The organism is Alicyclobacillus sp. SO9, assembly GCF_016406125.1.
In the GTDB taxonomy this organism is placed as follows: Bacteria; Bacillota; Bacilli; order Alicyclobacillales; family Alicyclobacillaceae; genus SO9.
Genome location: NZ_CP066339.1, coordinates 5,053,604 through 5,079,690, shown reverse-complemented (window position 1 = coordinate 5,079,690; position 26,087 = coordinate 5,053,604). Strand labels below are relative to the sequence as shown.

29 protein-coding genes and 1 pseudogene are annotated in these 26,087 nt (G+C 48.5%); 25 read left to right on the top strand and 5 right to left on the bottom strand.

Annotation, left to right across the window (positions count from 1 at the left end; translation table 11 throughout):
• Positions 1-270: 270 nt before the first annotated feature.
• Together GI364_RS23735 and GI364_RS23730 are read right to left on the bottom strand one after the other, a co-directional pair.
• Positions 271-939 carry a DNA-binding response regulator gene (locus GI364_RS23735; protein WP_198851619.1) on the bottom strand — a complete coding sequence of 223 codons (669 nt, stop codon included), beginning with the start codon at positions 937-939 and terminating at the stop codon, positions 271-273.
• A 394-nt stretch (positions 940-1,333) separates the two neighbouring features.
• A complete protein-coding gene (locus GI364_RS23730) occupies positions 1,334-1,945 on the bottom strand; it encodes a Crp/Fnr family transcriptional regulator (RefSeq protein WP_233095938.1) in 612 nt (203 codons plus the stop codon).
• 538 nt (positions 1,946-2,483) lie between these two features.
• Here GI364_RS23730 and GI364_RS23725 point away from each other — a divergent pair.
• From GI364_RS23725 to GI364_RS23630, 21 genes and pseudogenes are all read left to right on the top strand, one after another.
• On the top strand, positions 2,484-2,627 hold the full coding sequence (locus tag GI364_RS23725) for a hypothetical protein (protein ID WP_198851618.1): 144 nt from the start codon (positions 2,484-2,486) through the stop codon (positions 2,625-2,627).
• A 175-nt stretch (positions 2,628-2,802) separates the two neighbouring features.
• Positions 2,803-5,700: a 2-oxoglutarate dehydrogenase E1 component gene (locus tag GI364_RS23720; RefSeq protein WP_198851617.1), complete on the top strand. Its 2,898-nt coding sequence runs from the start codon at positions 2,803-2,805 to the stop codon at positions 5,698-5,700.
• A gap of 2 nt (positions 5,701-5,702) precedes the next feature.
• On the top strand, positions 5,703-7,151 hold the full coding sequence (odhB, locus tag GI364_RS23715) for a 2-oxoglutarate dehydrogenase complex dihydrolipoyllysine-residue succinyltransferase (RefSeq protein ID WP_198851616.1): 1,449 nt from the start codon (positions 5,703-5,705) through the stop codon (positions 7,149-7,151).
• 175 nt (positions 7,152-7,326) lie between these two features.
• The gene (locus GI364_RS23710) at positions 7,327-7,650 is read left to right on the top strand and encodes a PadR family transcriptional regulator (RefSeq protein ID WP_198851615.1); all 324 of its coding nucleotides are present in this window, start codon (positions 7,327-7,329) and stop codon (positions 7,648-7,650) included.
• A gap of 15 nt (positions 7,651-7,665) precedes the next feature.
• Positions 7,666-8,382 carry a pentapeptide repeat-containing protein gene (locus tag GI364_RS23705; RefSeq protein WP_198851614.1) on the top strand — a complete coding sequence of 239 codons (717 nt, stop codon included), beginning with the start codon at positions 7,666-7,668 and terminating at the stop codon, positions 8,380-8,382.
• A gap of 224 nt (positions 8,383-8,606) precedes the next feature.
• A complete protein-coding gene (locus GI364_RS23700) occupies positions 8,607-8,852 on the top strand; it encodes an amino acid decarboxylase (RefSeq protein WP_233095937.1) in 246 nt (81 codons plus the stop codon).
• 70 nt (positions 8,853-8,922) lie between these two features.
• Positions 8,923-9,642, top strand: a complete 720-nt coding sequence (gene ric, locus GI364_RS23695; protein WP_198851613.1) for an iron-sulfur cluster repair di-iron protein — start codon at positions 8,923-8,925, stop codon at positions 9,640-9,642.
• Positions 9,608-10,363 carry an alpha/beta fold hydrolase gene (locus GI364_RS23690; protein ID WP_198851612.1) on the top strand — a complete coding sequence of 252 codons (756 nt, stop codon included), beginning with the start codon at positions 9,608-9,610 and terminating at the stop codon, positions 10,361-10,363. The genes ric and GI364_RS23690 overlap by 35 nt, the downstream gene beginning before the upstream one ends.
• Before the next feature lie 30 nt (positions 10,364-10,393).
• Positions 10,394-10,579, top strand: a pseudogene (locus GI364_RS23685) (GNAT family N-acetyltransferase); the annotation flags it as partial.
• 233 nt (positions 10,580-10,812) lie between these two features.
• Positions 10,813-11,190 (top strand): NAD(P)H-dependent oxidoreductase, encoded by a 378-nt coding sequence (locus GI364_RS23680; RefSeq protein WP_198851610.1) that lies wholly within the window; start codon positions 10,813-10,815, stop codon positions 11,188-11,190.
• 45 nt (positions 11,191-11,235) lie between these two features.
• Positions 11,236-11,778, top strand: a complete 543-nt coding sequence (locus GI364_RS23675) for an alpha/beta fold hydrolase (protein WP_198851609.1) — start codon at positions 11,236-11,238, stop codon at positions 11,776-11,778.
• Between the two features lie 405 nt (positions 11,779-12,183).
• The gene (locus tag GI364_RS23670) at positions 12,184-12,756 is read left to right on the top strand and encodes a GNAT family N-acetyltransferase (RefSeq protein ID WP_198851608.1); all 573 of its coding nucleotides are present in this window, start codon (positions 12,184-12,186) and stop codon (positions 12,754-12,756) included.
• A gap of 344 nt (positions 12,757-13,100) precedes the next feature.
• Positions 13,101-13,643, top strand: a complete 543-nt coding sequence (locus tag GI364_RS23665) for a cysteine hydrolase family protein (protein WP_198851607.1) — start codon at positions 13,101-13,103, stop codon at positions 13,641-13,643.
• 285 nt (positions 13,644-13,928) lie between these two features.
• On the top strand, positions 13,929-14,363 hold the full coding sequence (locus GI364_RS23660) for a YybH family protein (RefSeq protein WP_198851606.1): 435 nt from the start codon (positions 13,929-13,931) through the stop codon (positions 14,361-14,363).
• Positions 14,364-14,512: 149 nt separating this feature from the next.
• Complete coding sequence (locus GI364_RS23655; protein WP_370541816.1) at positions 14,513-15,244, top strand: class I SAM-dependent methyltransferase; 732 nt, start codon at positions 14,513-14,515, stop codon at positions 15,242-15,244.
• A 136-nt stretch (positions 15,245-15,380) separates the two neighbouring features.
• Entirely contained in the window at positions 15,381-15,893 is a 513-nt protein-coding gene (locus GI364_RS23650; RefSeq protein ID WP_233095936.1) for a GNAT family N-acetyltransferase, read from the top strand.
• 103 nt (positions 15,894-15,996) lie between these two features.
• Complete coding sequence (locus GI364_RS25570; RefSeq protein ID WP_370541815.1) at positions 15,997-16,236, top strand: GNAT family N-acetyltransferase; 240 nt, start codon at positions 15,997-15,999, stop codon at positions 16,234-16,236.
• An 11-nt stretch (positions 16,237-16,247) separates the two neighbouring features.
• On the top strand, positions 16,248-16,559 hold the full coding sequence (locus GI364_RS25565; RefSeq protein ID WP_370541814.1) for a GNAT family N-acetyltransferase: 312 nt from the start codon (positions 16,248-16,250) through the stop codon (positions 16,557-16,559).
• 482 nt (positions 16,560-17,041) lie between these two features.
• Positions 17,042-17,305 (top strand): hypothetical protein, encoded by a 264-nt coding sequence (locus GI364_RS23640; protein WP_198851605.1) that lies wholly within the window; start codon positions 17,042-17,044, stop codon positions 17,303-17,305.
• Positions 17,286-17,666, top strand: coding sequence for a retropepsin-like aspartic protease (locus GI364_RS23635; RefSeq protein ID WP_198851604.1), 381 nt, complete (start codon positions 17,286-17,288; stop codon positions 17,664-17,666). Before GI364_RS23640 ends, GI364_RS23635 begins: the two co-directional genes overlap by 20 nt.
• An 882-nt stretch (positions 17,667-18,548) precedes the next feature.
• Entirely contained in the window at positions 18,549-18,758 is a 210-nt protein-coding gene (locus tag GI364_RS23630; RefSeq protein WP_198851603.1) for a hypothetical protein, read from the top strand.
• Between the two features lie 20 nt (positions 18,759-18,778).
• Here the strand turns inward: GI364_RS23630 and GI364_RS23625 are convergent, their stop codons facing one another.
• The 3 genes from GI364_RS23625 to GI364_RS25560 form a co-directional block, all read right to left on the bottom strand.
• Positions 18,779-20,821 (bottom strand): recombinase family protein, encoded by a 2,043-nt coding sequence (locus tag GI364_RS23625; protein WP_198850776.1) that lies wholly within the window; start codon positions 20,819-20,821, stop codon positions 18,779-18,781.
• Positions 20,822-20,973: 152 nt separating this feature from the next.
• On the bottom strand, positions 20,974-21,336 hold the full coding sequence (locus tag GI364_RS23620) for a DUF6788 family protein (protein WP_198851602.1): 363 nt from the start codon (positions 21,334-21,336) through the stop codon (positions 20,974-20,976).
• Between the two features lie 18 nt (positions 21,337-21,354).
• A complete protein-coding gene (locus GI364_RS25560) occupies positions 21,355-21,663 on the bottom strand; it encodes a DUF5372 family protein (protein WP_198850774.1) in 309 nt (102 codons plus the stop codon).
• On the opposite strand from GI364_RS25560, the gene ltrA reads away from it, so the two are divergent.
• The 4 genes from ltrA (at position 21,627) to GI364_RS23595 (ending at position 25,545) form a co-directional block, all read left to right on the top strand.
• Positions 21,627-23,063 (top strand): group II intron reverse transcriptase/maturase, encoded by a 1,437-nt coding sequence (ltrA, locus tag GI364_RS23610; RefSeq protein ID WP_255524695.1) that lies wholly within the window; start codon positions 21,627-21,629, stop codon positions 23,061-23,063. The two genes, GI364_RS25560 and ltrA, sit on opposite strands and share 37 nt — an antisense overlap.
• 246 nt (positions 23,064-23,309) lie before the next feature.
• Positions 23,310-23,630, top strand: a complete 321-nt coding sequence (locus GI364_RS23605) for an IS66 family insertion sequence element accessory protein TnpA (protein WP_198850609.1) — start codon at positions 23,310-23,312, stop codon at positions 23,628-23,630.
• A complete protein-coding gene (tnpB, locus tag GI364_RS23600) occupies positions 23,630-23,989 on the top strand; it encodes an IS66 family insertion sequence element accessory protein TnpB (RefSeq protein ID WP_198851600.1) in 360 nt (119 codons plus the stop codon). Before GI364_RS23605 ends, tnpB begins: the two co-directional genes overlap by 1 nt.
• Positions 23,990-24,057: 68 nt before the next feature.
• Positions 24,058-25,545, top strand: a complete 1,488-nt coding sequence (locus tag GI364_RS23595; RefSeq protein ID WP_198851599.1) for an IS66 family transposase — start codon at positions 24,058-24,060, stop codon at positions 25,543-25,545.
• The last annotated feature ends 542 nt before the right edge of the window (positions 25,546-26,087 follow it).

Genomic DNA, 26,087 nt, shown 5'->3' with positions numbered 1-26,087 from the left:
GATCATTAACAAGTGGGGGCTCGAAATAATAAGGTCACAAACGATCACTAATGTGAGTCGCGAGCCAGCAACAGCTTCATGATAGGGATCGATGGGATCACTATCCCTGGGCCGGAATCCGCGATAGTGATCAATGGGATCCTTAAACGATTGGCGGTGGTGTCTTAGTGAGAGAAAGGATCCCTATTGCATCCCAGCATCCCAGCATCCCAGCATCCCAGCATCCCAGCATCCCAGCATCCCAGCCTCGCATCCCAGCATCCGCAATCCCTACAATCGCACATCTGCATAGGAAGGGTGGATCCGGTAGGTGCGGACTCGTCGGGTACCGCTGGCTGGTACAAGCCAGCCGGAGTCAGTCAATAGCTTCAAATGGCGAATGGTAGCGTGTCTTTTCAGTTGGATGTGGGCGGCTGTTTCTGCGACCGTGACGGGGAACGGCCGACCCAAGACAAAGCGGACAATCTCTCTGTCTATGAGAGGGAGTTGATTGACTGCACTGGCTGCATCGCCTGACAGCCTCCCCAAAAGTTGCTGGATGGTGCGTTGACAGAGCCTTGGTCTGTGCTGCACATCCATGTAGGTGAATCGCAGGACGTACCATCCGTCGATGATAAGATGATTTTGGCGATTGCAATGATCGCTGAACCTCTCTTGGGATATATCCCTCCAGTGCGGTCCGATCCCATCGATCTCGATGGCGACTCGAAAATGAGGCTGAATATAGGCAAAATCGATATGCCTGCGCCCCTCGTTAAAGTCAAGAATTTCGTATTCTGGATGCAGTCCGTCAAAGTTTTGAAATGCAGGCCACCAGACGTTTCTTAAAAATGCTCGTTCTGCGTGCTGCGAACTGGACTTGCGGCTGATTACAACTTCCGCGTCAATACTCTGTTTTTGCCGACTGAGGAGATTATCATACGAATTGTGGAAGTCCACGAGATCGCCCCTAACCTATCGTCATGCCATGACTCTAGTTGTCCCGTGCATCTTTGTCCATGAGGTGAAGGAGAATTTGCTATGGAATCCGCATGAGGATCGGCCCGCCGAACACTGGTCGTGATGTCGCGACTGACGGCGGCATGTGGAGTCCGTATGAGGATCCGTTTGCCCAACACTGGTCGTGATGTTGCACCTGGCGCGCAGCATGGGGACCTGTCAGCCTGGCGTCAGCGGTAGTGCGAGAGGGCGGCTGGCCGCCCTCTCTCCGCGGTTCAGTTCAGCTCAGTCCGATTGGCTCAACCCAATTCGATTTCGTTTAATTCGTTCGATTCCGCCCCCGGCGTCCGGCGGTTTAATTGCGGTTTCACTCAGTGGCCCGTCAGCGGCCTGTTTACACGGCGCCCGACAACTCTTCAAGGGCACTTGGGTCTATGAGTTTAATGCCTTTTTTTCCTTTTAATTCAATGATGTTTTCCGTTTCAAAGACTGCCAGCTTCCGACTTAGTGTTTCTGGTGTTATACCAATCAGGGATGCAAAATCGCGTTTTGTAACGGGAAGTTCCAGCATATCCCCGAGTGCATGCTTTTGCCGAAACAAAAGCAGGGTCTTTGCTAAGCGGCTTTCTACATCAAGCATGCTAATGGCCCCTGCCCATTCGTCTGCTTCACGCAGTCGTTCCGTAAGGGCGGCCATAAATCTATAGGTCATCTCTGGATTGGATTCCAAAATTCTTTTTAAATCATCTCTGTGGATGTGGCAGATTGACGTGTTTTCGAGAGCTACAGCATTGGCATAGTGACGCTGTTGTTGAAACATCGCAAACTGCCCGGCAAAATCCCCAGGAAATAAAAAGCGCAGGATATGCTCTTTGCCGGCTTCAGAGAGAGTGAAGATTTTAACGGCCCCGTAATTCACGATATGCAGTGTATCGGATGGCTCATCACTTCGAAAAATATAATCTCCTTTGCGATATGAAATGGACTTGATGGATGCTTGCAGCAAATCCACCTCGTGATTGTTGAGATGAGCAAATATCGGAACGCGGCGCACACACGGGCTGTCAGTTGAGCAGCAACTTCCCTCACAGTAACTTCCTTCACAACACACCTTTCATCCCTCGTTTCTACAAGTAACTTGTTGTCATTCAGTATAAAACGGTTGGATGGAAAACCAGGTGATATACATCACACCTGAGTGGTACATGTGAAAGACAAGTTGGAACGACCCTGAGTGAAGTAAGGGAGCGCGCAGACGGCGATCGCGACTGAGACCGCGTTTAGGGTCAGGGATATGGTCAGGGATAGGATTACACCTGCAGCGAGACCCAGGCTGAGCGTTGGAGTTACAGCCCCAGCACAGCTTGGACTAGCTAAGACACCTGTAAAACTCCTGTTTTGGTGTTAAATATCAAAAAATTGCTTTATTTGATCTTTATCTTGATTTTCGTCAAGGTGATATTGTAATCTGCAACTTTAAACTTAAGCAGACAGTTGATTCGGGCAAAGATAAAGCTGAACATGTGAAGAGGGAGTGGATGAAAATGAGAGAACAGGATCAACCTTTGTACCATAGGAATAAGTCTGTGTTACTTCCGGGAGTTCTGGCAAACACTATTGTGGTCCTAGGTGTTGCCGTCATTGTTCTTCAACTAGTACTGGGAATAGTTGCAGTCTCCTACAGCTAACTGCGCCCGAAGTAGTTGCTGTACTCGAAGTAGTTGGTGTACTCGAAGTAGTTGGTGCGCCCGAAGTAGTTGGTGCACTCAAAGTAGTTGGTGCGCCCGAAGTAGTCACTGTGCTTGAACAATCAGGCTTGAACAACGAAAATTGGAATTTGAGGTGTAAAGGAAGGCGGTACTGATGCAGCAGAATGAAGATTTGGCACCGTGGGCTGAACTCTCGGGTCCAAACTTGGCCTATGTTCTGGAAGTTTATGATGAGTACCTTAAAGATGCCAATTCCGTCACTGATGCGTATCGATCCTATTTTGAAAAGTGGGGACCTCCGCCGGACACGGCATGGCAGCCGCTCCAGGTACCAGGTCAGGCAGGGGTTTCTTCAGAAGCGCCGTCTGCGGGTGCGGCTCAGATTGCGGGTGCGGCTCAGACTGCGGCGGTGGATATAACAAAGGTGAGCTTGGCGCAGGAACTGGCTCGGAATCTGCGAGAGTATGGCCATCTGGCTGCAAGGACGAATCCGTTGAAAGAAGAGACGAATCCTGTGGCAGTGCTGGAGATGGCTCATTATGGACTGTCTGAAGCTGAATTAAGCAACATGCCGGCCAGTTACGTCTGGCACGATGCTCCGTCTGCGGTGTCTACGGCTCTGGACGCGGTCCGGCGTTTAAAACAGTTGTATACGCAGTCTCTCGCCTTTGACTTCGCCCATGTGGATAACTCAGAAGAAGCGGAGTGGCTTCGTCAGCGAGTGGAAATGAGCGAGGGCAGCGAGAAACTGTCTGAAGCTGACCAGAGAGACTTACTAAATCAACTGATTCATGTCGATGAGTTGGAAAAGTTCTTGCAGCGTGCATTCGTTGGCCAAAAGCGTTTTTCCATCGAAGGTGTAGATATGCTGGTTCCCATGCTCGACAGGCTGATTACAGAGGCTGTGGCAAGCGGAGCCAAGAGCGTCATGATGGGCATGGCTCACCGCGGACGCTTAAACACGCTGGCGCACATTCTGGGCAAGCCCTATGAGACCATCTTTTCAGAGTTTCACACCTCCGTGAATAAGGAGTTGGTGCCGTCGGAAGGTTCAATGGGCATCAACTACGGGTGGTCAGGCGACGTGAAATACCACTTGGGTGCGCGGCGCGATGTAAAGGAAGCCGGGGTACGAGAGGCACATTTGGTCTTAGCCAACAATCCGAGCCATTTGGAATTCGTCAACCCGGTAGTGGAGGGTTTCGCCAGGGCGGAGCAGGATGACAGAAGCCACGGGGGACAGCCGACGCAGGATGCTAATCAGTCCCTGGCCATCGTGGTCCACGGCGACGCAGCATTTCCGGGTGAGGGCATTGTTGCTGAAACACTCAACCTGTCCGGTCTCGACGCATACCAGACGGGCGGTACCATTCATATCATTGCCAACAACCAGCTTGGTTTTACGGCAGATGCAGATGAGGGTCGCTCCACCCGCTACGCCAGCGACTTGGCACGGGGCTTTGAAATACCGATTGTGCACGTGTCGGCTGATGACCCGGAGGCCTGTATTGCCGCGGTGTTGTTTGCACATGCTTATCGGCAGCAATTTCACAAGGATTTTCTCATCGATCTCGTTGGCTACCGACGCTGGGGCCACAACGAAATGGATGACCCGATGCCGACGCAGCCCAGCATGTATACGAAAATCAACGGCCATCCCAGCGTCAGGCAGATCTATTCCCAAATCCTGCAGTCTGCAGACATTGTTTCCGAAGAGGAAACGAAGCATATGGCAGAGCAGGTACAAAAGAAGCTTCAAGAAGCGCATCAAAAAGTGAAACGTGAAGAAGAATCTCAAGAGGAAGAAGAGTTTGGCGAGATCATTGAAGAGCAAGCGCCGAAAACTGGTGTATCTCTGGAGGTTTTAAAGGAGATTAATGAAGCACTCTTAACCAGACCTTCAGATTTTACAGTGTACAACAAACTGCAACGTGTGTTGGAGCGGCGCAGAAAAGCCTTTGATGATGACAAAATCGACTGGGCACATGCTGAAGCCTTGGCATTTGGTTCTATTTTGACTGAAGGCACACCGATTCGGATGACAGGTCAGGATTCAGAGCGGGGCACATTCAGTCAGCGACACCTAGTGCTCCACGACGCAAAGACTGGGTTGCGCTACAGTCCTCTGGAACACTTGGATAAGGCAAAGGTGTCGTTTGCACTCCACAACAGTCCGTTGTCCGAAGCGGCTGTCATTGGCTTTGAATACGGCTACGGTGTGCAGGCCCGGGATGCACTTGTGCTGTGGGAGGCCCAATTCGGTGACTTTAGTAATGCTGGTCAGGTCATTATAGACCAGTTTATTGCCTCTGGCATGGCAAAGTGGAAACAGCCCTCCGGGTTGGTCATGCTGCTTCCTCACGGTTATGAGGGGCAAGGTCCGGAGCACTCGAGCGCACGTTTGGAGCGGTACCTGCAACTCTCAGCCGAGCACAACTGGCGCGTTGTCAATCCGACATCTGCGGCTCAGTATTTCCATCTGTTGCGCAGCCAAGCAGTCATGCAGAGAACTTTGCCGCGGCCGCTGATTGTCATGACCCCCAAAAGCCTGCTTCGCAATCAACAGGTGGTATCGAGCCGCGAGGCGTTAACGGAAGGTTCCTTCCAACCTGTGTTGATGGATAATGCGACTGTTGAAAACACAGATTCTGTAACCCGTCTTGTTTTATCTTCAGGAAAAGTCGGTGTAGATTTTTCCGCTGCTCTTCGCGAATACGAGGGCGGGGTTCCCGCGTGGATTGCAGCTGCCAGGTTAGAACAGATCTATCCGTTCCCGTGGGAGCATTTGAAGCAGTTGCAGGACCGTTATCCCAACTTGGAAGAAGTCTTCTGGATGCAGGAAGAACCTGCAAATATGGGATCGTGGTTCTTTGTTGAGCCTCGACTTAAGGAATTGTTCGGAGAAAACATCCCTGTGTACTATTCAGGGAGGTCGGAGCAATCAAGTCCGGCTGAAGGCAGCGCAAATGTACACAAAAGCAGACAGGGACGACTGATGGACCAAACACTAGCAGCAGAACATCCTGCAGGCGGATATGACAGGAGGGATTGAAGATGGGAGAAATTAAGGTTCCTGAACTGGGCGAATCCATTCTCGAAGGTACCCTGCTTCAGTGGCTGAAGAGTGTTGGTGATGCTGTGGAACTGGGTGAAGCAGTTGCTGAACTGGAAACAGACAAGGTGAACATTGAAGTTATGGCAGAAGAGGCGGGTGTTCTGGAAAGTACATCGGTAGAGCCTGGAGATACGGTGGAAGTTGGTGCATCTATTGGAACGATTGCCGCCGGACAAAACGCTGCTGGCGGCAGTAATGCCGGTGCAGGGGCTGACGGCAGCAGCGGTTCGGACAATCGCGGGGCAACCCCTGGGGACGGTTCGACTGCTTCAGACAATGGCGGTGCAGCGGACGGCAACACCGAGTCAGCTGAAGCAGAGGCGAAACCGGCACAACAGACTTCATCAGACGCGGGGGATAAAGCAGACGCTGGCAAAACGACTGCAGGTTCCGGCGCCGGTGCTGCAGCACCTGACGGGTCCGTGCCGCCTCATACTACGCCCGCGGTCCGGCGCTTAGCCAAGGAACAAGGCGTTGACTTGTCCAATGTACAAGGCAGCGGTGGTCTGGGTCGGATTACAGAAGCGGATGTGTTGCGGCAGGCAAGCAAGGGGGCACAGCCCGCCCAAGGTCAGGGTCAATCTGCAGCAGGTCAGCCGCAGCCGCAAGCGCCGTCCCAACAAGGCGGAACTGCGGGCAAGGCAGCGACACCGGCAGCGGGTGGTGCTGGTGTGAAGGGTGCAACGAGATCGGATGAAAAAAGAGAACGAATGTCGCGCCGCCGCCAAACCATTGCCAAACGACTGGTGGAAGTACAACAGCAGTCGGCGATGCTCACAACCTTCAACGAAGTAGATATGACCAACATGCTGGAGGTCCGCAAGCGCCATAAAGAACGCTTCAAGGAAGAGCATGACATCGGCCTGGGCTTCATGTCGTTCTTCTCAAAGGCTGCTGTAGGTGCACTAAAGCAGTTCCCGCGCTTGAATGCGGAGATTGACGGTCAGGATATGATTTTGAAGGACCACTACGACATTGGTATCGCCGTGTCCACGGAGGGCGGACTGGTTGTACCTGTTGTACGGGACGTGGATAGACTCACCTTTGCCGAGATTGAACAGGAAGTTGCTGGCTTGGCCAAAAAGGCACGTGCCAATAATCTGGCTCTTTCCGACCTTCAGGGCGGGACGTTTACGATTACAAACGGAGGCGTATTCGGATCGCTTTTCTCAACACCAATCCTGAACGCACCGCAGGTAGGTATTTTGGGGATGCACACGATTCAACAGCGTCCGGTTGCTGTGAACGGGAATGTGGAAATCAGACCAATGATGTACCTGGCACTGTCCTACGACCACCGCATTGTGGACGGTTCGGAAGCCGTCAGTTTCCTGGTGGCCATCAAGAAGATGATAGAGGACCCAGAGCGGCTGTTGCTGCAGGGATAGTCGCGGAAGGCTGCGCGGGCTATGTGGTGAGGCCCAAGTCTTGCGCATTTGCGTGGTCGTCAAGAGCTGTCGATTTTATCGACAGCTCTTTTTGTTTGCAGCACATACATCTGCATCAAAGTACTTTGACATACATAGTAATATGATATATGTTATACGCAAAGAGGTGATACACATGGCAGCAACGACCTCAGACATGATTAGAGGACATATTGATACCATCATTCTCAAATTACTGATGGATACGGACAAATACGGCTATGAAATCTCAAAACTTGTGTCAGCTGGTTCTGATGGCGAGTACGAGTTGAAGGAAGCCACTATGTATTCCTCGTTAAAGAGAATGGAACGAGAGGAGGCCATCACATCCTACTGGGGCGACGAGACTCAGGGCGGACGCCGCAAGTACTACAGCATTACGAGTAAAGGCAAAGATACCTACGAACAGAACAAGCGCAATTGGGAAAATGTGCAACGGATCTTAAACAACCTGATTTAAGAAGGGGAATGAAATATGACGGATACATTAAGGGAGCACCTCGACAAAGTCTTTTCGTCTCACGAAGAACTGAAAACGATGGTGGAGTTGAAAGAAGAGCTCCTTCAAAATTTGCAAGAAAGAATGCAAGATTTGAAGGAAGAAGGGTACGACGATGAGACCGCACTGGAGATGACCGTTAATTCAATTGGAGAAGTGTCAGAGCTCATTGGAGCCATTGGTGAGAATTCCAGACAGATGCAACAGGCAGTTGGTATGAATTTGTCTATGAGCAATCTGGAGAACTCTGACCTTCGACAAGTTACTGTACATGACGGAAAGTTTAATGCCAGCAACTTAAGAAATTCGGACTTTAGCGGCGCCGATTTGTCAGAGAGCAGTTTTAAGGCCAGCAATTTGGAAAATGTCAAATTTGACGGTGCAAACCTCACGCGAACGAAAATAACGGCTGCAAACCTTAAAGGAGCCAGTTTTAAAGACGCAAGGCTCGATGGAACAGATTTCAGTTCCTCAAATCTTTCATCTGTATCGTTTGATGGACTGACCTTAAACCAGACCGTCTTTAATAAGGCAGGACTGAAGGGGACGACATTTAAGAATGCGACGCTTATGAACGTGTCGTTTAAAACAAACGTGAAGAAGGCAGATTTTGACGGCGCAGTCATGGACAAACTGACTTATGCCATTCTCCAAGGTTACGGTGCAAAGCTTGAGAATGTCACGGTGGAGTAAAAGAATCAAGAGAGCTAGGGATATGTAGACCCTCAACGGGCGGGATTTCTCTCGCCCTCGTTTTGTTTCAAGGAACTGCTGCATTTCCAAGCTCCTTTCTTCAACCCTGATTGTCACAATTCCACTCACTTTTTTTCAATACTTGATTTGCGTCAAGGAGTCAACCTGCGAATTGCCATAAGATGAACCTACAAGATGCCACAGCAATCAAGGAGGGACTCAAAGTGGTAGAAGTCGTACGCCAAGACAATCACATTACGATGGACGTTCGTCAGCTGATAATGCAAGGTCATCATCCTCGCGGTGAGATTCTCCAAGTCGTTGACACGGCTCCGCCCAATACGGTAGTAGAGATTCACGTACCCCACAGAACGCAGCCCTTAATCAACGCATTGGAAGGTATGGGACTGAACGTGGTGGTGAACCAAATGGGCGCAGCCCACGTTAGACTCATGGCAGTGAAAATGTAACGAGATTGCATTAGAAAATGGGCAGTGGAGAGAAGAGAGCCAAGCAAAATAAAAATCAGAGAAGGGACAGATGATAATGACATTTGCAGTGACGGATAAAATCGGCGACATTGTTGCAAAGTTTCCAAAGGCGGGGGATATTTTGCAGGAGCAATCCATCGACTTCTGCTGCGGAGGGGACAGACCTTTGTCAGCAGCAGCAGAGGAACAGGGCTTGCTTGCACAGGAAGTTCTAAATCAACTGAATCAAGCGTTCGAACAAAACGAAGCAGCCGATGCTGATACGGTGGACTGGACAGAGGCTCCCTTTCATCAATTAGTCGATCACGTCGTCAACACACACCACGCCTACCTCCACCAGGAGCTACCCGTACTAAGTCAGTTGACTACCAAGATTCTGCGGGTCCACGGTGAGAACCATGGCGATACCCTGCTCCAGGTTCACCGCCTGTTTCATTCTCTCAAGATGGAACTGGAGGAACACCTCATCAAGGAAGAGACAGGAGTCTTCCCGTTGATTAAGAAGTATGAGGCTAACCCCAGTGCAGAACTGCTGGATAAGACCATTAAATTAAATGAGGAACTAAATGCAGAGCACGATAATGCAGGAAATCTGATTAAGGAAATCAGAAAAGTAACAGAGGGTTTCACAGTGCCTGCTGACGGGTGTCGGACTTACGAGCGGACGTTTCGTAAACTGGAAGAACTTGAAACGGATTTATTCAAACACATTCACTTGGAGAACAACATTCTTTTTGTACGGCTCGAAGCACTCCAGGCTTCGGCATAATTTGACAATTAGAAACAGCATAGAACAGCCAATTGTGCTGCACCACGGCTTTACAAGTAATCTGGAGGCATGGCTACAGTTTGGTTACGTCCAAGCACTGAGCCGAGACTACCAGTGCATTTTGATTGATGCCCGCGGTCATGGTGCCAGTGACAAACCGCATGACGCAGCAGACTATACGTTGCGAAGATTCGTCGGAGATGTGGTTGCCGTCCTGGATGCGCTGCAGATTCAACGGGCGCACTTCTTTGGTTACTCGATGGGGGGATGGATTGGGTTCGGAATGGCGAAATATGCCCCGGAGCGGATCCATGCTTTGCTAATCAATGGAGCGCATCCGTATGCTGATCGCAGTTGGGGAGCCTTCCGGCAGGTGGATGGCACAGACTCCGATGCATTTATTGCGTCCCTTGAGGATGTGGTGGAACAACACGTACCGCCAGAGCTAAGGCCACAAGTGTTGGCGAATGACCTCCAAGCACTTGCAGCAGCAGCACAGGAACGGCCGGCCTTGAATGAGGTTCAGAAGACGATGGCCATGCCCTGTCTACTGCTCGTTGGAGAGGCAGATTCCCGATACCCGGCAGTTCAGGAGTGCACCCATCACATAGCCCATGCCACCTTGGTTGCGCTGCCAAGCTTGAATCACACCTCCAGTTTCACGCGCAGTGACCTTGTGCTTCCGCATGTGACAAACTTCTTAGCAACCTTACACTCCTAAGGAATCTAAGGAGGGGGAAAGCGGACAAAAACGACATCAAGCGAGCGTGGTAAAGGTTTGGGGAGTCAGCTAATACAATACGCAATACAAAGAGCGAAGGAACGAGGGTGTCATATCGTACAATTGACCACAGACAAACAGCGTCCAGACGCCTTGAGGTTTTACGAACGACTTGGTTTTACAGCTTCACACGAAGGTCTAAAGCTCCATTTGTAAGCGTGTTCAAGGGGCATCGGTTAAGCATCCTCGCTCTCTTCTAACGAGGGCAAGAATTCAGCCAATTGACGCAATGGGACTGTATGATTACACAATTTGGAGATCCTCGGGTTACTCGGGGTAACGGCAAGGTTCACTCAATTAATACTAGGTCTAATTGGCAATCTCCCGTATAGACTAATAGCGCTTAATAAGCAGGGAGAGACTTAAACGAATGAACGTACTGGTCATATATGTATGATCTGGAGACCGCTAATTACCTTGATCTGATCGTGTGGGCTGACCATCTGATTTTTATTTACCCAGTATGGTGGTACGGAGCACCAGCGGTTTTGAAAGGCTTTTTTGACAGAGTTTTGGCTGCCGGTTTTGCTTACGAATACAAAGGATTGCCACCAAAAGGTTTGTTACGCGGCAAATCGGCATGGGTGATGTATACCATTGATTCTCCATGGTGGTATGTAAAGTTTTGGCGAAGTAGCGCTGAATGGGAAGCGATAGGTCCTGCGACGCTTAAGGTTTGCGGTTTGCATCCGGTGAAGCGATTTATGTTCGCAGGGGTTAAAGACAGTAAAGAGGTTTCCGGATTCTATCACTATGGGTCAGTCTAATTGAGCAACATCCTAGAAAACTATGTGGGGAAGGTCGGGCGAAGCGTGACTCTTGAGAACTTCATCGACTTAAATGGTCAAAGAGTGTATACGAAAATTATTGGGGATGGTGAACCAATCGTCTTTCTTCATGGCGGTCCAGGAAGTGAGCATGGATTTTTTCTTCCACACGTTTTGCCAATGGCGCAGGGGTTTAAGTTGGTATTATATGACCAGCGAGGCTGCGGCAAGTCTGAGCGAAGTGACCAATACTCAATGGAAGAGGAAGTGGAGACACTTGAGTTGTTACGGACAGAATTAGGTCTCGATAAAATCAGCCTTTTTGGAGAATCATGGGGATCAATGCTTGCACTGCTATATGCTACGCGACATCCAGAACTCATTAACAAGATTTTCTTAACTGCTGCTATTGGTATTACATCTGAAGGCTTCAAAAAGTTCAAAGGTAATTTGTTCCGTAGACTTTCTCTTAGGGACAAATTCAGACTGTTTAGGGTGGACAGGGCACTACGTAAGGGGAATAAAAACTTCGAAAGCGTACTACATATTCTCGACCCTTATTATGTATTCGGAAGAGACGCTGACTAAAAAAACGACTTACCCAATGAATGCTACCGCAAATCAACTCATCAGCGAAGATATCATATCTCATTACGATTTATCTCAATGCGTGGCCAGACTCAGTGACATTCCAATCACCATTGTGCAAGGAAGCGCGGACATTTTATCACCGAGAGAGATAGAAAGATTGATTATAAGGTATATACCTCACGCAAGACTGCATGAGATTGAGGACTGTGGCCATTGGAGTGTTGTAGAGAAACCCAACGAAATCAACTCCATCGCGAAAGAGTTTTTCGCAGCAACTCGTTGATCACGGTAAATGCCTGAGACGCATTCATTTTTCTGCATGAATATTCAAAGGCAAAATGGTGTCGTTCCTAGACCCTTGAGGCAGGAGAGCGGCGTAAGAATTCCACGTGGAGGGAACCTATGGGTACGCCAATGAAGAGTTTCGAAGGACAACGTGTGACACTTCGCCCAATCGATGTTGACGGAGATGCTCCAGAATGGTTTGAGGCAATGCAAGAGCCCGATATGCATTTGTGGACAGCTAACCACATTCCGATTGATGTAGATGAAGTTAGGGATGTTGTTTTAGCAACCTATGCAAATCATCCTGATATTTTTGCTTGGTCTATCAGGGAGTCCAAAACAGATAAGATGGTCGGGATATACTGGATTGGCGTCCCGTTTATATCTGACGAACACCGCCTAGTGACATTTGACGCACAACGCATTGCAAAACCTTATTGGAGAAAAGGATACACTAAGGAGGCAAGGTCACTCGTTTACGACCATGCATTTACAGACCTCGGCGTAGAAGAAATACGTGCGTCAGCATGGGAACTAAACACAAACTCCTGTTTATCCATGGAGAGTGCAGGTTTTGAACTTGCTCGTTTGTACCCACGTTTCAATCCCAAGTACGATTCAGAACTGATGGAAAGAGAATATGTGTTGCGCCGTGAAAAGTGGCAACAATTAAACGGCAAACCGTGCTGAACAAACGAAGAGCATTATCCCCAGGAAGCAAGCGTAATGGCGCGACGATTGCATAAAAATGCGGCGGTGTTACGCTGCTACTGTGGGACTTAAGGGCAGGCCAGGTCAATATGACTTCTCTCAATAAATCGGATTTAATGTCGTTATCTGAGTGTTTTAAGAGTTATAATAAGACGATGGTAAAAGCATGGAGTTAAGGAGGTGGGACACATGGCGCGATTTCAAGCTGATGGAGCAGTCTTAGGGATTACCAGTGTCCAACGATGGGATGGTCGGGTAACAAGCTGATTCGACTTCCTGCCGTTGGTGCTGGTTACAAATCACCAACGGGGAGGACTTACGTATTGAAAACGGCAGTGTTAATTGTGGATGGTCAAGTAGGCTTAGTAGACGGCATGAATGTACATGCCAAGGATCAAGTGTTGCATCAGATTGCAAATGTTCTAACCTTAGCCCACCAAGCTGGGTGGGAAGTGATTTACATTATGGATGATGATATTGGTCAAGGAGACGCGACTCAGAGTGTCATTCATCCGAAAATTACACCAGCCGAAGCCGATGTAGTGTTTCATAAGACATCGACGAGCGCATTCTTTCGGACAGGGTTGGATGAGTATTTGAAGTCTCGCGGGGTGGAACATGTGCTTATAGCTGGCTTCAAGACGGAAGTTTGTGTGGACACTACCTGTCGACATGCATTTTCACTTGGCTACCATGTGACACTGGTCGCAGACGCACATTCCACATCGGATCGAGATGAACTATCTGCAACGAAGATTATTCAATACCACAACGCGAATCTTCATGGACTGGATAATCATGAGTTCGTGATTGAGGTTCAACCGTTAGACGACATAAAGAGACGAGTGGTAGTCAGTTCAAACTGAGGAGGAGCCCTTCAGGGCTCTTCTTCTATGCTGGGACTGTCTCTTGCACACATATGAAATGGTACGTCACACGTTTTGAAAACACTTGTCATAACCCGAGGACGTACTGGGTTTCTGGGAATCTAGAGAGCTTAAGTCCAGGACCCCCGGTCCGATTGAATTGGATGATTATTCACTTACGGCAAAGGTCGATTGCTGGACCAGGGCAGTTATCTGCAATATCGACTATACCGAATGTACTGATATAACTACCGTGGGGTTTGTCTGACAAGAGGAGATGAATTCATGAGAAGGTTTGCAAACATTCAGGATGTTTTGGCCAATTATAGTTCCGCCGTTTATGAGACAGATGTGGAGAGATTTATATCTGCATACGCGGCTGATGTCCATATTTATGATTGTTGGGAAGACTGGGAGTGCATCGGCGTTTCCCGATGGAAAGAAAGTGTGAACGGGTGGTTTAATGGCTTAAATGATGAGGGTGTATTACTTAAGGTAGACTTTAATGATGTGGTAGTGGAGGAAAATCCAAGTCTCGCTTTCGTTCATTGTAATGTTCTGTACGCAGCCTACAATGCATCTGGAGAGAAACTTCGTCAGATGACAAATAGGTTTACCTTCGGTTTAAGAAAAGAAAATGAATCTTGGACAATAACACATGAACACTCATCATTGCCACTAAGTATGGAAACTGGGAAGGGCATTTTCAACTTAAAGTAAATTTAGTACATTGGCTCGTGCGAAACCTGCATGAGCCCTTTATCATTAAAGGGGGGCGAGGGTCTGAGTCGGTGTCGTCAAAGTATAATTATTCAGTATTGATATTTTATGGATATTACGTTGTGGGGTAGAAAAGCTCAAGAAGATGAATGAACCTTAAAGTTGTATATGTTGTGAATGGAGGTAATGGTATGGTTCATAGGGGGTCAGATTTTTACGATCAGCCGTCAGTGTTCAGCACCTATATGCAACATAGAACATGGTCACAAAACCCTAACGACACTATTGAAAAACCAATCCTTGCGGAATTAATTGGCAATGTGAGAAATTGTGCAATACTCGACCTTGGTTGTGGAAACGCCGATTTTGGTCTGTCATCCCTCCAGCTCGGCTGCCGTCGGTATGTTGGGCTAGAAGGCTCCAAAAACATGGCGCAATCTGGACGAAATACGCTAGAAGGCACATCTGGGAAAATCATTCTCTCTTCGATTGAGGACTGGAACTATCCAGAAGCTTCATTCGACCTTGTGGTGTCTCGCCTCGCACTCCACTATGTCGAAAACGTTGAGGAATGCTTTCGAAACGTCTATAAAACACTTGTTCCAGGCGGACGATTCGTTTTTCAGTCGAGCACCCCGTGCTCACTTCTTGTAACCGAAGTAAAGAAGGCTCCAAACGAAGAGCGGACTGGATCGTTGACAATTACTTTGAGACGGGTGAGCGTAATTATCCATGGCTTGGTGGTACGGTGGTCAAGTATCACCGCACAGTTGAAGACTATTTTTCGGCAGTTCAAAAAGCGGGATTGGTGGTCAAATCGCTTCGCGAATCTCACCCCTCACCGTCTCAACTGGACCATGAGGAGTACGTTCGAAGGCTGAGAATTCCCCTCTTTTTGTTCATTTCGGCCTACAAGGAGTAATCAGTTATTTAAGACACAGGGTCTCGAAAAGTGAAAGCCCTGTAGATATATGCATAAAGATGCGTTTCAGATTTGCAACTCTGAGACTATAGGGTTTGTTGAAGAGTGAGGAGATAACCACGAACTATTCCATAGATGTTTCTTTAGAACAAAGAGAAGAGTTTTCAGCCTTCCTGAAGCAAAAGATAAGAGAATACAATAACGATCATTCAATTCATCATCGTGAAGCACGGAGAGAGGGTTCGGTTCAACCAATTACCATTATCGTATCCGATGACGATAACCGTTGGATTGGCGGAATTTCAGCCGAAGTGTATTGGAATTGGCTGGAGATTCACGATTTTTGGCTGAGTGAAGGATGTCGTGGCAAAGGTCTAGGTACACTCTTACTCAATAAAGTAGAGACGATCGCTAGGGAGAAGGGTGCAACAAAGGTACTGCTAACTACATTTGAATTTCAGGCACGAACATTTTATGAGCTACACCAATATAAGGTTGTAGGTGAAATCCAAGACTATCCCCCTGGTAGTACCTATTACACGATGGTAAAAATATTCGGTGAAATAGGGTATCCTGTCCAACTATTGGAGGCAGCAATTCCGCAATGACAGTGTGACGATTCTACATTTACATAGCAGAAAGCAAGTTTCAGACTTATTGCGCATTGGAGCAGTTAAACTCAAGAAGACCGTATTAAAGGAGTGTCATTAAATGTCTGAAGCAATCAAGTACCTTCAGGGCGAAAAAGTCTATCTACGTTGTCTTGAGCCTCAAGATGCAACCGATCTTTACCAATATGTAAATAATGACCTAGAAGGTCGGCGTTTAACTGGTACACAGCGACCGTTCACAAGGCGTCAAATCGAAAACTATATCGATGCAACAGTCCAAGATGATACAAGGGTTCAGTTCGGGATATTCCTACAGGATAACGATGAATCGGCGATGTAGCCATAACGGATATGGACAACCCTAAGAATCGCAGTGGGAACTTTAGGATTGCTATTAATACACAATTGGCTGGACGTGGGTACGGGACTGAAGCTACGGCTATAATGTTGGAATATGGATTTGGCATTTTGAATTTGCATCGCATTGATCTTGACGTTTATTCGATTAATGAGAGAGCTATCCATGTTTATGAGAAGGTTGGCTTCAAGCGGGAGGGAGTTCTCAGAGACGCACATTACTACAATAACACCTACTACGATACCATTATCATGAGCATATTGGAGGACGAGTATCGGTCTGGGCATGCTGCTAAGCGTTCATAAGTTCACGGGACGGCCTCTGAGCGGTGTACCAGTAACTGCATAAATACTCAATTCGTTTCGTTGGGGCTTCTTGAACAAGCGGGCAGAAGAGCTGAGTTAATCGGGGAAGGCGGTTGTGGGCATGTCCATAGGGATTACAGGGTCGCTTGTCATGGGACTATTTTTCGTTGTCTTTATGAGTGGAGTGGGATTGTTAGCAACCAGTCTATGGGGGTTAAAGACTTCTGACAAAAAGTCCGGGTTTACATCGAAATTTTACAGCGGATCTATCTTGATCTTCTTGGCATTTGTAGCTATTTTTTTGACTACCGAATGGATGTTTCATTGAGCCTTAAATAGGACGGATTTTCTGCTGTTCCATGAATAAATATTTCACAAGTAATTTTCTGGATTCTGTAAGTAATTATGCTACACAAGCCGAACCTGTATTTTAAGGTAAATGGTATAATTGCCATAGCGAGTGAAATGGGTGGTGATTACTCATGTTGTGGTCCGAGGTTCGTGAGTTATTCCCGAATCAATTTGTGCTTGTACAGGCGATAAAGTCCCATCAGCATGGCAACAAGTTGTATGTAGATGAAATGGCGGTTATTCGCCCCATACCAGATCCGAAAGAGGCTACCAGGGAACTTTTGAAATCTAGAGACGCAAACTATGTCTACCATACGAGCAAGCCTGAATTGGTTATGGAAGTCGTGTCTCGTGTGGGTTTTAGGAGGTCACCAGTTGAAGATCGACCCAATTGATGGTCTTTTATTCGTCACAATGACGTTGACATTTCGAGGAAAGAGCCGAACCATTGACCAATTGGTTCTTGATACTGGTGCAAGTCACTCAGTAATCTCGATGGATGCCGTAGATGATATAGGTATTTATGGCGAAATAGACGATGAAATTGTTGTCATGCATGGTATCGGTGGCGTGGAGCGCTCAATCCGTAAGAAGATTGATTCGGTTGAATTTGGAACGTTTAAAGTTTCGGAAGTAAACTTGGATTTTGCTAACTTTGACGCCCACTTTGGGATCAACGGTTTGTTGGGTGCAGACCTACTGACAGCGGGGCGCTTTGTTATAGATCTCGACGCGATGGAGCTTTACCAAAAATAATGTTATTCATATAAATTTCTGTAGCCGCCAAAGGAGCTTATCTGGCGGTTTTTGTATGTTTATGGAATTGAGCATTTTGTTGGTTGTGGCGTATTTTGGGCAGTAGAGCGACGTGCGCCATGAGGCGCTGTATATAGATGCCGCGATCTCTGCGGCTGGCAGGTACCTCATCCTGCCACGGCTAGGATGGCATGCGTTGGGTCCGAGCACACCCAGGGTTTGAAGCCCATCTAACAATGTACCTGTGAGGGAGAACCGACCTCCCAAGATGCAGGGCTAGCCTCGGAGACCTGCTATGGTCAGCGAAAGCAAAGCCATGTCTGAAGCGTGGTCAACTGCAACACTCGAAATCGTCGGATGATACGAGTGGGTGGAATGAGCATGGCATCCTGTCGCTTGGTGTCATGACCCGGACTGTCCGGTGGTCAGGCTGGTACAGAGGTATAACCTCCCTGAATCTTCCCCGCGTATAGTGGCGACCTAAGGCAGACGAGACTGTACACAGTGAACATGGGAACCGACTCATTCGTCCCGGTTGGGATGGACAGCTACGTTGAAGTGAATGCGTCGGGACGGAGGAACCGTAGTAGTCGGAGATGGGGAAAGCCCATTACATGGCGAAGGGTTCCAGTTTGAAGTAGGGTGCGCGCAAGTAAAGTAGGACTCCCCAAAACGGGAGTGATTGCGATTTCTTCTACCATCACTCAATCCTCCGTACAGGAGAGAAAGAGGTTCGAAACACAAACGCGCCTTGCACGAAAATCTTTGGAACAACGACCTTTTTCAAGACTGCATTATCTGCTGAGATGGAATGTCTGGATTGACAATTCAATTGAGAACGTCCTCAGTAACTCAGGTGCGCTTACACCCGGAGTAGATAACATGACGAAGAAGGATTACACCACGCAGGAAGCAAGGCAGCAACTTCGGGAAGAAGTCAAACATGCACTCCACTCGTACATATCCAGTTCGGTACGAAGAGTATTTATCCCGAAGCACAACAAGCCCAAAGAAAAGCGCCCGCTCGGTATACCGACGGTGAATTCATACTACATGCCTCCCAATAAGGTTTTGGACTTAGAGCGCTATTAACAAAATTCATAGTATGCTGCTTAATTTAAATGGCTAGATTCCTGGACTCGCTTGCGCAGTTCGACCTCCTTTCGGTCATCTAGTTGAATGTCCCATGGACAGCCTGGAGCCACTTTCGTGCCCGTAAGAATGCCACGGTTGAGCCAGTAGTAGACAACCCCTGAAGTCACTTTGAGTCGTTCCGCAACTTGTTTGACGGATAAACCACGGCGTTGTGAAGTATATCCAGGAATGCGGTGTACGTAGCGAATCCACTTGATGGAGTCAAGCGTGAACATCCTGCCACCTGATGTGCGTATACCTGATTCGTTTAAATACTTTACAATCTGGCGGTCTATCATCGTTTCGGCTAACCTGCGAACGAGCTCAACGGTCTCAGATGAATGTTTCGTTGCTATATGTGGTGGCAGCGGCTTACGCACCCATAGTTCTTCGCAATGTTGGTTGCGCCAGCGCAAGCCAAGTCGGACATTCGGGTTTCTTGCCTCAGCAACTATGGTCACATCTTCAACGAGTAGGCGAAGAATGCGTTTGCGGTCCTTGGGTGTAGTGGATGATTTGGACCAAATTCGAGGTAATTCCTTCGCAAGGCTTAAAATCTCCGCTTTGTCGTGTTCTGTAGGCCGCCAACTACGTCGATCTACATACTGGGTGTACTGTTCCTGAAGTTCTGCCAATTCGGCGAGCTTTTCGTTCCATCTTACCTCAAGACTACGCGCTACTAGGCGATTTTCTGGTTCTACCTGTTGGTATTGCCTCTCCGCTCGGTCTGCTTCGTAGCGTGCTCGTTCTAGAGATAACTTCCAGCCCTTATCTACATCATCTTCTTCATGCAGCAGTTTGTCCATTACCTGTAGAGCAAGCTCTAATTCAGCGGGTTGCATGGCCTGCAACAGACGCTCTGAGATAGCTTGGTCGATTTTCAACGCCGGCACGGTAGTGCAAGTGGCGCGGTGTCCGTGTTCCCACCGCCCTTTACATTCATAATGTGGATGGATTCCTCCGTTGCTGGTGTAGCGTACACTCATGCGGCGACCACATTTTCCACATATAACGAGTCCTTGAAGTAGAGCTGTGCCTTCTCGTGCTGCTCCGCTTTTCTCAAGGTTGGTACGGTTCGAATGTAGCTGCTTTAGATTTCTCTCATATTCCTCCCACGTGATATAGCCTGGGTGATGATCTGGAATGAAAACTTCCCACTCCTCACGGGGAAGGAGCACGGTGTGATGAATAAACAGTCCTTGTGGATTCACGCGCTTTTGGTCTCGATACCGACCATATACATAGGCCCCTGCATATGCAGGATTGTATAGGATCCCTAAAACTCGGCTGTGGTTCAGTGTTGCCCAAACGAGTTTTCCAGCCCAAGCACCACCGTAGGCTCGTTTTGGAAACCGGAGGCCGTTTTGGGCAAAGAACTGAACTACGCCGTAGGCGCTGCCTGTCGTACGAAATGCATGAAATACATTGTGAACAGCAGTTTGGACCTCTTCGTCCGGATCCAAAACTGTCTGTCCGGTGGTGTCGTACACATATCCAACGGGCAGCGGAAAGCGGAGTTCACCTTTTTTCGCTTTGTTCTTCTTGCCACCGATTAGCCGAGCACGCAGGAAATGCAGTTCTGCTTCGCTCATGGTTCCTTTGAAGCCGAGAATTAACCGGTCATTAAAATCTCGCATGTCGTAGATGCCGTCTTCATCCACTACGATTGTGTTGAATAATCCGCAGAGTTCGAGCAGACGCAGTAGATCTGCTGAAGAACGTGCTAAGCGGGAAATCTCCAGACCAAAGATGGCGCCAACTTCGCCAAGTGAGACTTGAGCCACAAGGTTTTGGAAGCCCAAGCGCTGAGAACGGCCAGACCCTGAAATTCCGAGGTCTTCGTCGATCACCTGAATTTGTTCCGAAGCCCATCCTAGGGTGAGAGCTCTCTCCCGAAGGGCATACTGGCGTTCCGTGCTCTCCCGGTGAAACCGAACTTGGGCTATGGTCGACTGACGAATGTACACAATCGCTGTTCTCTTCAGGTGTTCTGGGTGAACTTTCGACGGTATTGTCGTCATGAATTTGTTCCTCCTCATGCATTGCCGCAAGGCACGAACGCACCATCCCAGCGACGACCGTGATGAGCTCGTCCACGCTCTGTGCATCATTTCCGACCAATGCGGCTAATGCTGAACTAGTCACTAATATCCCCTCCGACGAGGCCGATGAACTATTCGTTATCTCGGCGTCGAAGTAGTTCCAGGTTGAGCTCAGTCAGTTCCGAGAGAATGTCCTGTGCGACCTCAAAATTTTCAAGTCCGGCTCGTACCTGCTGCTCCCAGGCTGCAGGAACGTAATCCATATGGGTTTTACCATGGTAAAAAGATGACAAGTACAAACTTTTATGACCAGCGCCAGTAGCACAGTGACAGGTTGGCTTGCCACACTTCACCTGCCGAGTGATAAGGGAACCGCGGAGAACATGGCCCATAGGTGGCAACGCCTTCAATAGTTGCAGTTTTCGTTCTTTGAGTTCCTGAGAAGGAACAGATTTAAATCTTCTAGGTGACTTATTCTTATCAGTAGTGTTCATAAGAAGAAATTACCTCCTTCATTTGGAATTGTCAATTAAATTCGCTGTTGAGACAGAGGAATCATCTAAGCTCCGAAGGAGTTCAACTAATTCCTTTAAGTCCAACCCGTTGAATGGTGTGACTGGCTTAGTATCCTGAGGACGATGCCGGTCCGTCCAGGATTCTGGAACACAAATTACACTGGAGTCTGTTTGAAGTGAATACAGTGGGATCCCATTGACGTGTTTGATTTTGAGCAGAGTAAAGGTCTGCCCATGGAGTGGATGAAATGGATGAGTGATAGTTACAGATTCCGAAAGAGAATTGGGCTGAAGTGCATTTTGCACTGACCGTCCCCACTATCGTCGACCGCGTTGCCCAGGACGTTGTCCGCAGCATCTTGGAACCAATCTACGAAGGAAAGCAACACCCACACAGTTACGGTTTCCGACCATTCCGCGGTACGCACCACGCCATTGAAAGAGTCCGCTTTCTCATTGGCAGGCACCGTTACGAATGGGTTGTAGAGCTCGATATTAAGGGATTCTTCGACAACGTAGACCATGAAATCCTGCTTAGCATTCTGCGACGGACGATTTTTGACCGCCGACTCATCCGAGTCATCCGCAGTATGCTTAAGGCAGGACTGGTTTACAGAGGAGAATTTGAGGAAACAGAACTAGGCACTCCACAAGGTGGAGTCGTCAGTCCAATCCTTGGGAATATCTATCTGAATGAACTGGACAGATTCATCGGAAGCAAGTACGAGTTTCTCTCACCTTACCAGCGGAGCAAGTCGCCAATCCCCTGCTACATTGTCCGGTATGCAGATGACGCGGTGATTCTCTGTAGAAGTAAGGAGCATGCTGAGCTACTGAAGGCTCAAGTTGCACAATTCCTTCAGGAGAAGCTCAAGCTCCAGCTGTCCGCAGAGAAAACACTCGTCACACATGCGGACGAGGGGTTCGATTTCCTCGGATTTAACATTCGAAGATGGACACGGCAAGGAAAGACACGAGTCCTTGCCAAGCCAAGTCGAAGGGCGATTCAGCGGTTTAGAAACACGCTAGCTAAGGACTCAAAGGCACTACAGATAGCACCTGGCACAGCTGCCATTGCGCTTCTAAACAAGAAGATTCGAGGATTCGCTGAATACTTCCGACGAGGGAACGCAAAGGACACCTTTCTTACCCTCGACTACTATCTCTGGTGGCTTGTGTTTCACAGGCTTAAACAGAGAACACGGGAACCACCAGGTGTTGTGGCTCGGCGATTTCAGTACCGATACAATGAGGCTGCTCTCCCGCACCACCGGAAGTCAACGGCGAAGAACTTTGGGTTTAGAGATGATGACGGCAATGTGCATATGCTCGATAAGTTTGGGCTCTACAAGATAGAGTATCCAGACAAGTGCTCACAAAAGAATCCTTATGTAGTCGAAGACCGAGAATGGCTAGATGGAAACCGGAAGCTCCGTGAGACGATGAAGGTACAACAAGCCAAATTTATTCAGAGGTTATATGGACTGTCCAAGAACTGGGGGCACTACAGACGGCACGTTGTACAACGGCAAAACAGCCGATGTAGCATCTGTGGATGCAAGCTGATTCGTCGAAATGTACATGTCGATTACCTACCGAGGCCAGTAGGAAAACGCTCATCTCAAAGGGAATTGATACCAGACAATCTTGTTGCTTCGTGCATTTCATGCTACAGGCAAATGCGACAGCAGCGCATACGTAACTGACCAACGGGTCGTCCTAATGCGTGCAAACACAACTACTTTGAATGGAGAGCCGTGATGCGGTGAAAGTTGCAAGTCCGGTTCGGGGAAGAGTCCGAGCGTCAAACTACCCCCCTCTGGGGGTGGGTCGGCTCGGGCTTATTCTACAGAGCGTCGTCACTCAAACGTAAGCGTAAAACCTAGCACACCTCGTCGTAGGATTCATGGGGAGAGATAATAACCTCAAACCAATCGGAGGGGTGTTTTTTTATGTCCAGAGAAGAAGTGCGAAATCATTGGAGAAAGCTTGTTGAAGAGTTTCGAGAAAGTGGTGAAACCGCGGCGGCCTGGTGTAGGGAGCACAACCTCGACGTGAAACAGTTCCGTCGTTGGGCTCGGAAGTTCGACAAGGAGACGTCCACCAATGCCACTGCATCACCCAGAGTAAAGCTACTATCCGTTCAGGTTGAGGACTCGGTAGAGGACGCCGAACCAGCACTCGTTGTTCACGTGGGGGCGGCGTCCGTCGAAGTACATAACGGGTTCAACCGCTCACTACTCAAACAGGTTGTTCAGGTGTTGGCGGAATAATGTTTGGTGAGTTTGACCTGGAGAAGCGTGTGTATTTAGCACCAGGACCTACGGACCTGAGGAAATCTATAGACGGGCTTTCTGTTCTGGTGAAGGAAGTTCTGCAGCTGGACCCCTTTTCGCCCTGTCTTTTTGTCTTTTGTAACCGAAACCGTGACAAACTCAAGGTCTTGCACTGGGAGCATAACGGCTTTTGGATTCATTATCGCCGGTTGGAGAAAGGCCGGTTTCAGTGGCCGGATGCCTCTCATACGGGTCCCATTGTCATGGGTCAGCGGGAGTTGCGATGGCTTCTGGATGGGCTATCGGTCCACCAGAAAAAGGCACATCCGAAAGTGAAAGCAAGGACCATCATTTAGTTAGATAAAAAGCACGAAAATCCTTGTCACAACAAGGGTTTTCTGAGGTTTTGTCGAAGTGATATAGCATGAGTAAATCACCTGATTTGACCACAGAAGAGGTCGCTGCTTTGCAGCATGAAAATACAACATTAAAGCACAAAAACGATGAGTTACATTCTAAGGTAGAGTGGCTGGAAGAGAAACTCCGTCTTGCTCAGCATAAGCGTTTTGGTGCATCCAGCGAACGCACGAATCCGGACGCATTGCAAACACGGCTGTTTAATGAGGCAGAGTCGGAAGCAGACCCTACCCCGGAAGAGCCAAAGGAAACCATCACGTACGAACGAAAGAAGAAGCAAACTGGCCAACGGGAAGAGCTACTCAAAGACCTGCCTGTGGAGCGTATTGAATATCGGCTGCCTGAGGAGGAGCAGATCTGTTCTTGTTGTGGCAATCCGACACATGAAATGAGCACAGAAACTCGACGAGAACTGAAGATCATTCCTGCGCAGATGCCAGAGCCGGTGATTCCGAAAAGTTTGGCCTCCCCATCGACGCTGGCCTACATTCTGGATAAGAAATACGTACAAGGCATGCCATTATATCGCTTGGAACAACAGTTCGAGCGTCAGAAAATCCCGCTGTCTCGGCAGACGCTGGCCAACTGGGTTCTATATGGAGCGAATCAGTGGTTGGCCAAAATCTATGAGCGCATGCATGAAGAGTTGTTGAAAAGAACGTATCTCCACGCAGACGAGACCACGGTCCAAGTGTTACACGAAGCTGGGAGAGCTGCAGAGAGCAAGTCCTACATGTGGCTATACCGCAGTGGACGGGACGGACCTCCCATTGTTCTCTATGACTACCAGGAAACACGCAGACGAGAACATCCAATGAACTTTCTGGCAGGATTTCATGGATATCTGCACGTGGATGGTTATGTCGGGTACAATGACATTCCCAATGTGAGACTGTCGGGTTGCCTGAGTCATGCACGGCGCAAATTTGATGAGGCTTTGAAAGCTTTGCCTGCAGGCAAACGCAAAGGTCCAACGGCTGCCAAAGAAGGATTGGACTTCTGCAATAAACTGTTTAAGATCGAACGTGGACTGAAGGACGCCAGTACAGAGAAACGGTACAAGGAGCGCCAGAAACAGAGTCGACCTGTTCTCGACGCTTTTTCAGCATGGCTTCATACCCAGAAAGACAATGTACTCCCCAAGAGTACCTTGGGCGAGGCAGTAAACTATTGCTTGAACCAATGGGAGAAGCTTGTTACATTTCTGGAAGACGGGAACCTGGAGATAGATAACAATCGTGCGGAACGCTCCATAAAACCCTTCGTTCTCGGAAGACGGTCTTGGCTGTTTAGTAACGCCCCCAGCGGAGCCAGAGCCAGTTCTGTCGCTTACAGCATCGTGGAAACAGCGAAAGAAAATGGTCTGAACCCGTTTGCCTATCTCGAATACCTTTTTGAACAATTGCCTAACCTCGACGAGACCGTTGAAGATTCACTGGCGACCCTGTTACCTTGGTCCGACGGCTTGCCGGAACAAGTCCGACATCGTCGATAGACAACCCTATACAACAGCCCCGCTGGCTAGCCGGTGGGGCTTTTCAATACTGGCAGATGTGGCATGATGCTGCAATGTGTCCGTGGTTTGACGCTTACACTCAAACCACTTTGCGAACGTCAATGTTGAAAAAGGGGGCTACACTATGAAAAAAACTGATTGCTCTAACCATTGTGATATTAGGACTGTCGGGATGCGGAGCCCACTCTCAGCCACAGATGAACTTTTCCATAGGTACCGTTTTGGATTGGAACCATCATCCATATAAGATAGTGAAAACGACCGACCCGACTGATCATGGCAAAAAGGTTGGTCAGTTTTCGTATCATGGGAAAGTTGTATCAGGTGTAATTGCCGTGTTTGAAGTCCAAGGAAAAAGCCCATCCAAGACAGTTGTTTTGGAAACATCGACTGGACAGTACTATCAGGCGAACATTGAAGCAAATAGCTCGCAATAATTGGACTGTGTTGTACTTTGAAGACCATCGTAAGTAGTTGGTCTTCTTGAACACAAGGGGGCTTTAACGACATAAGTACAAGCA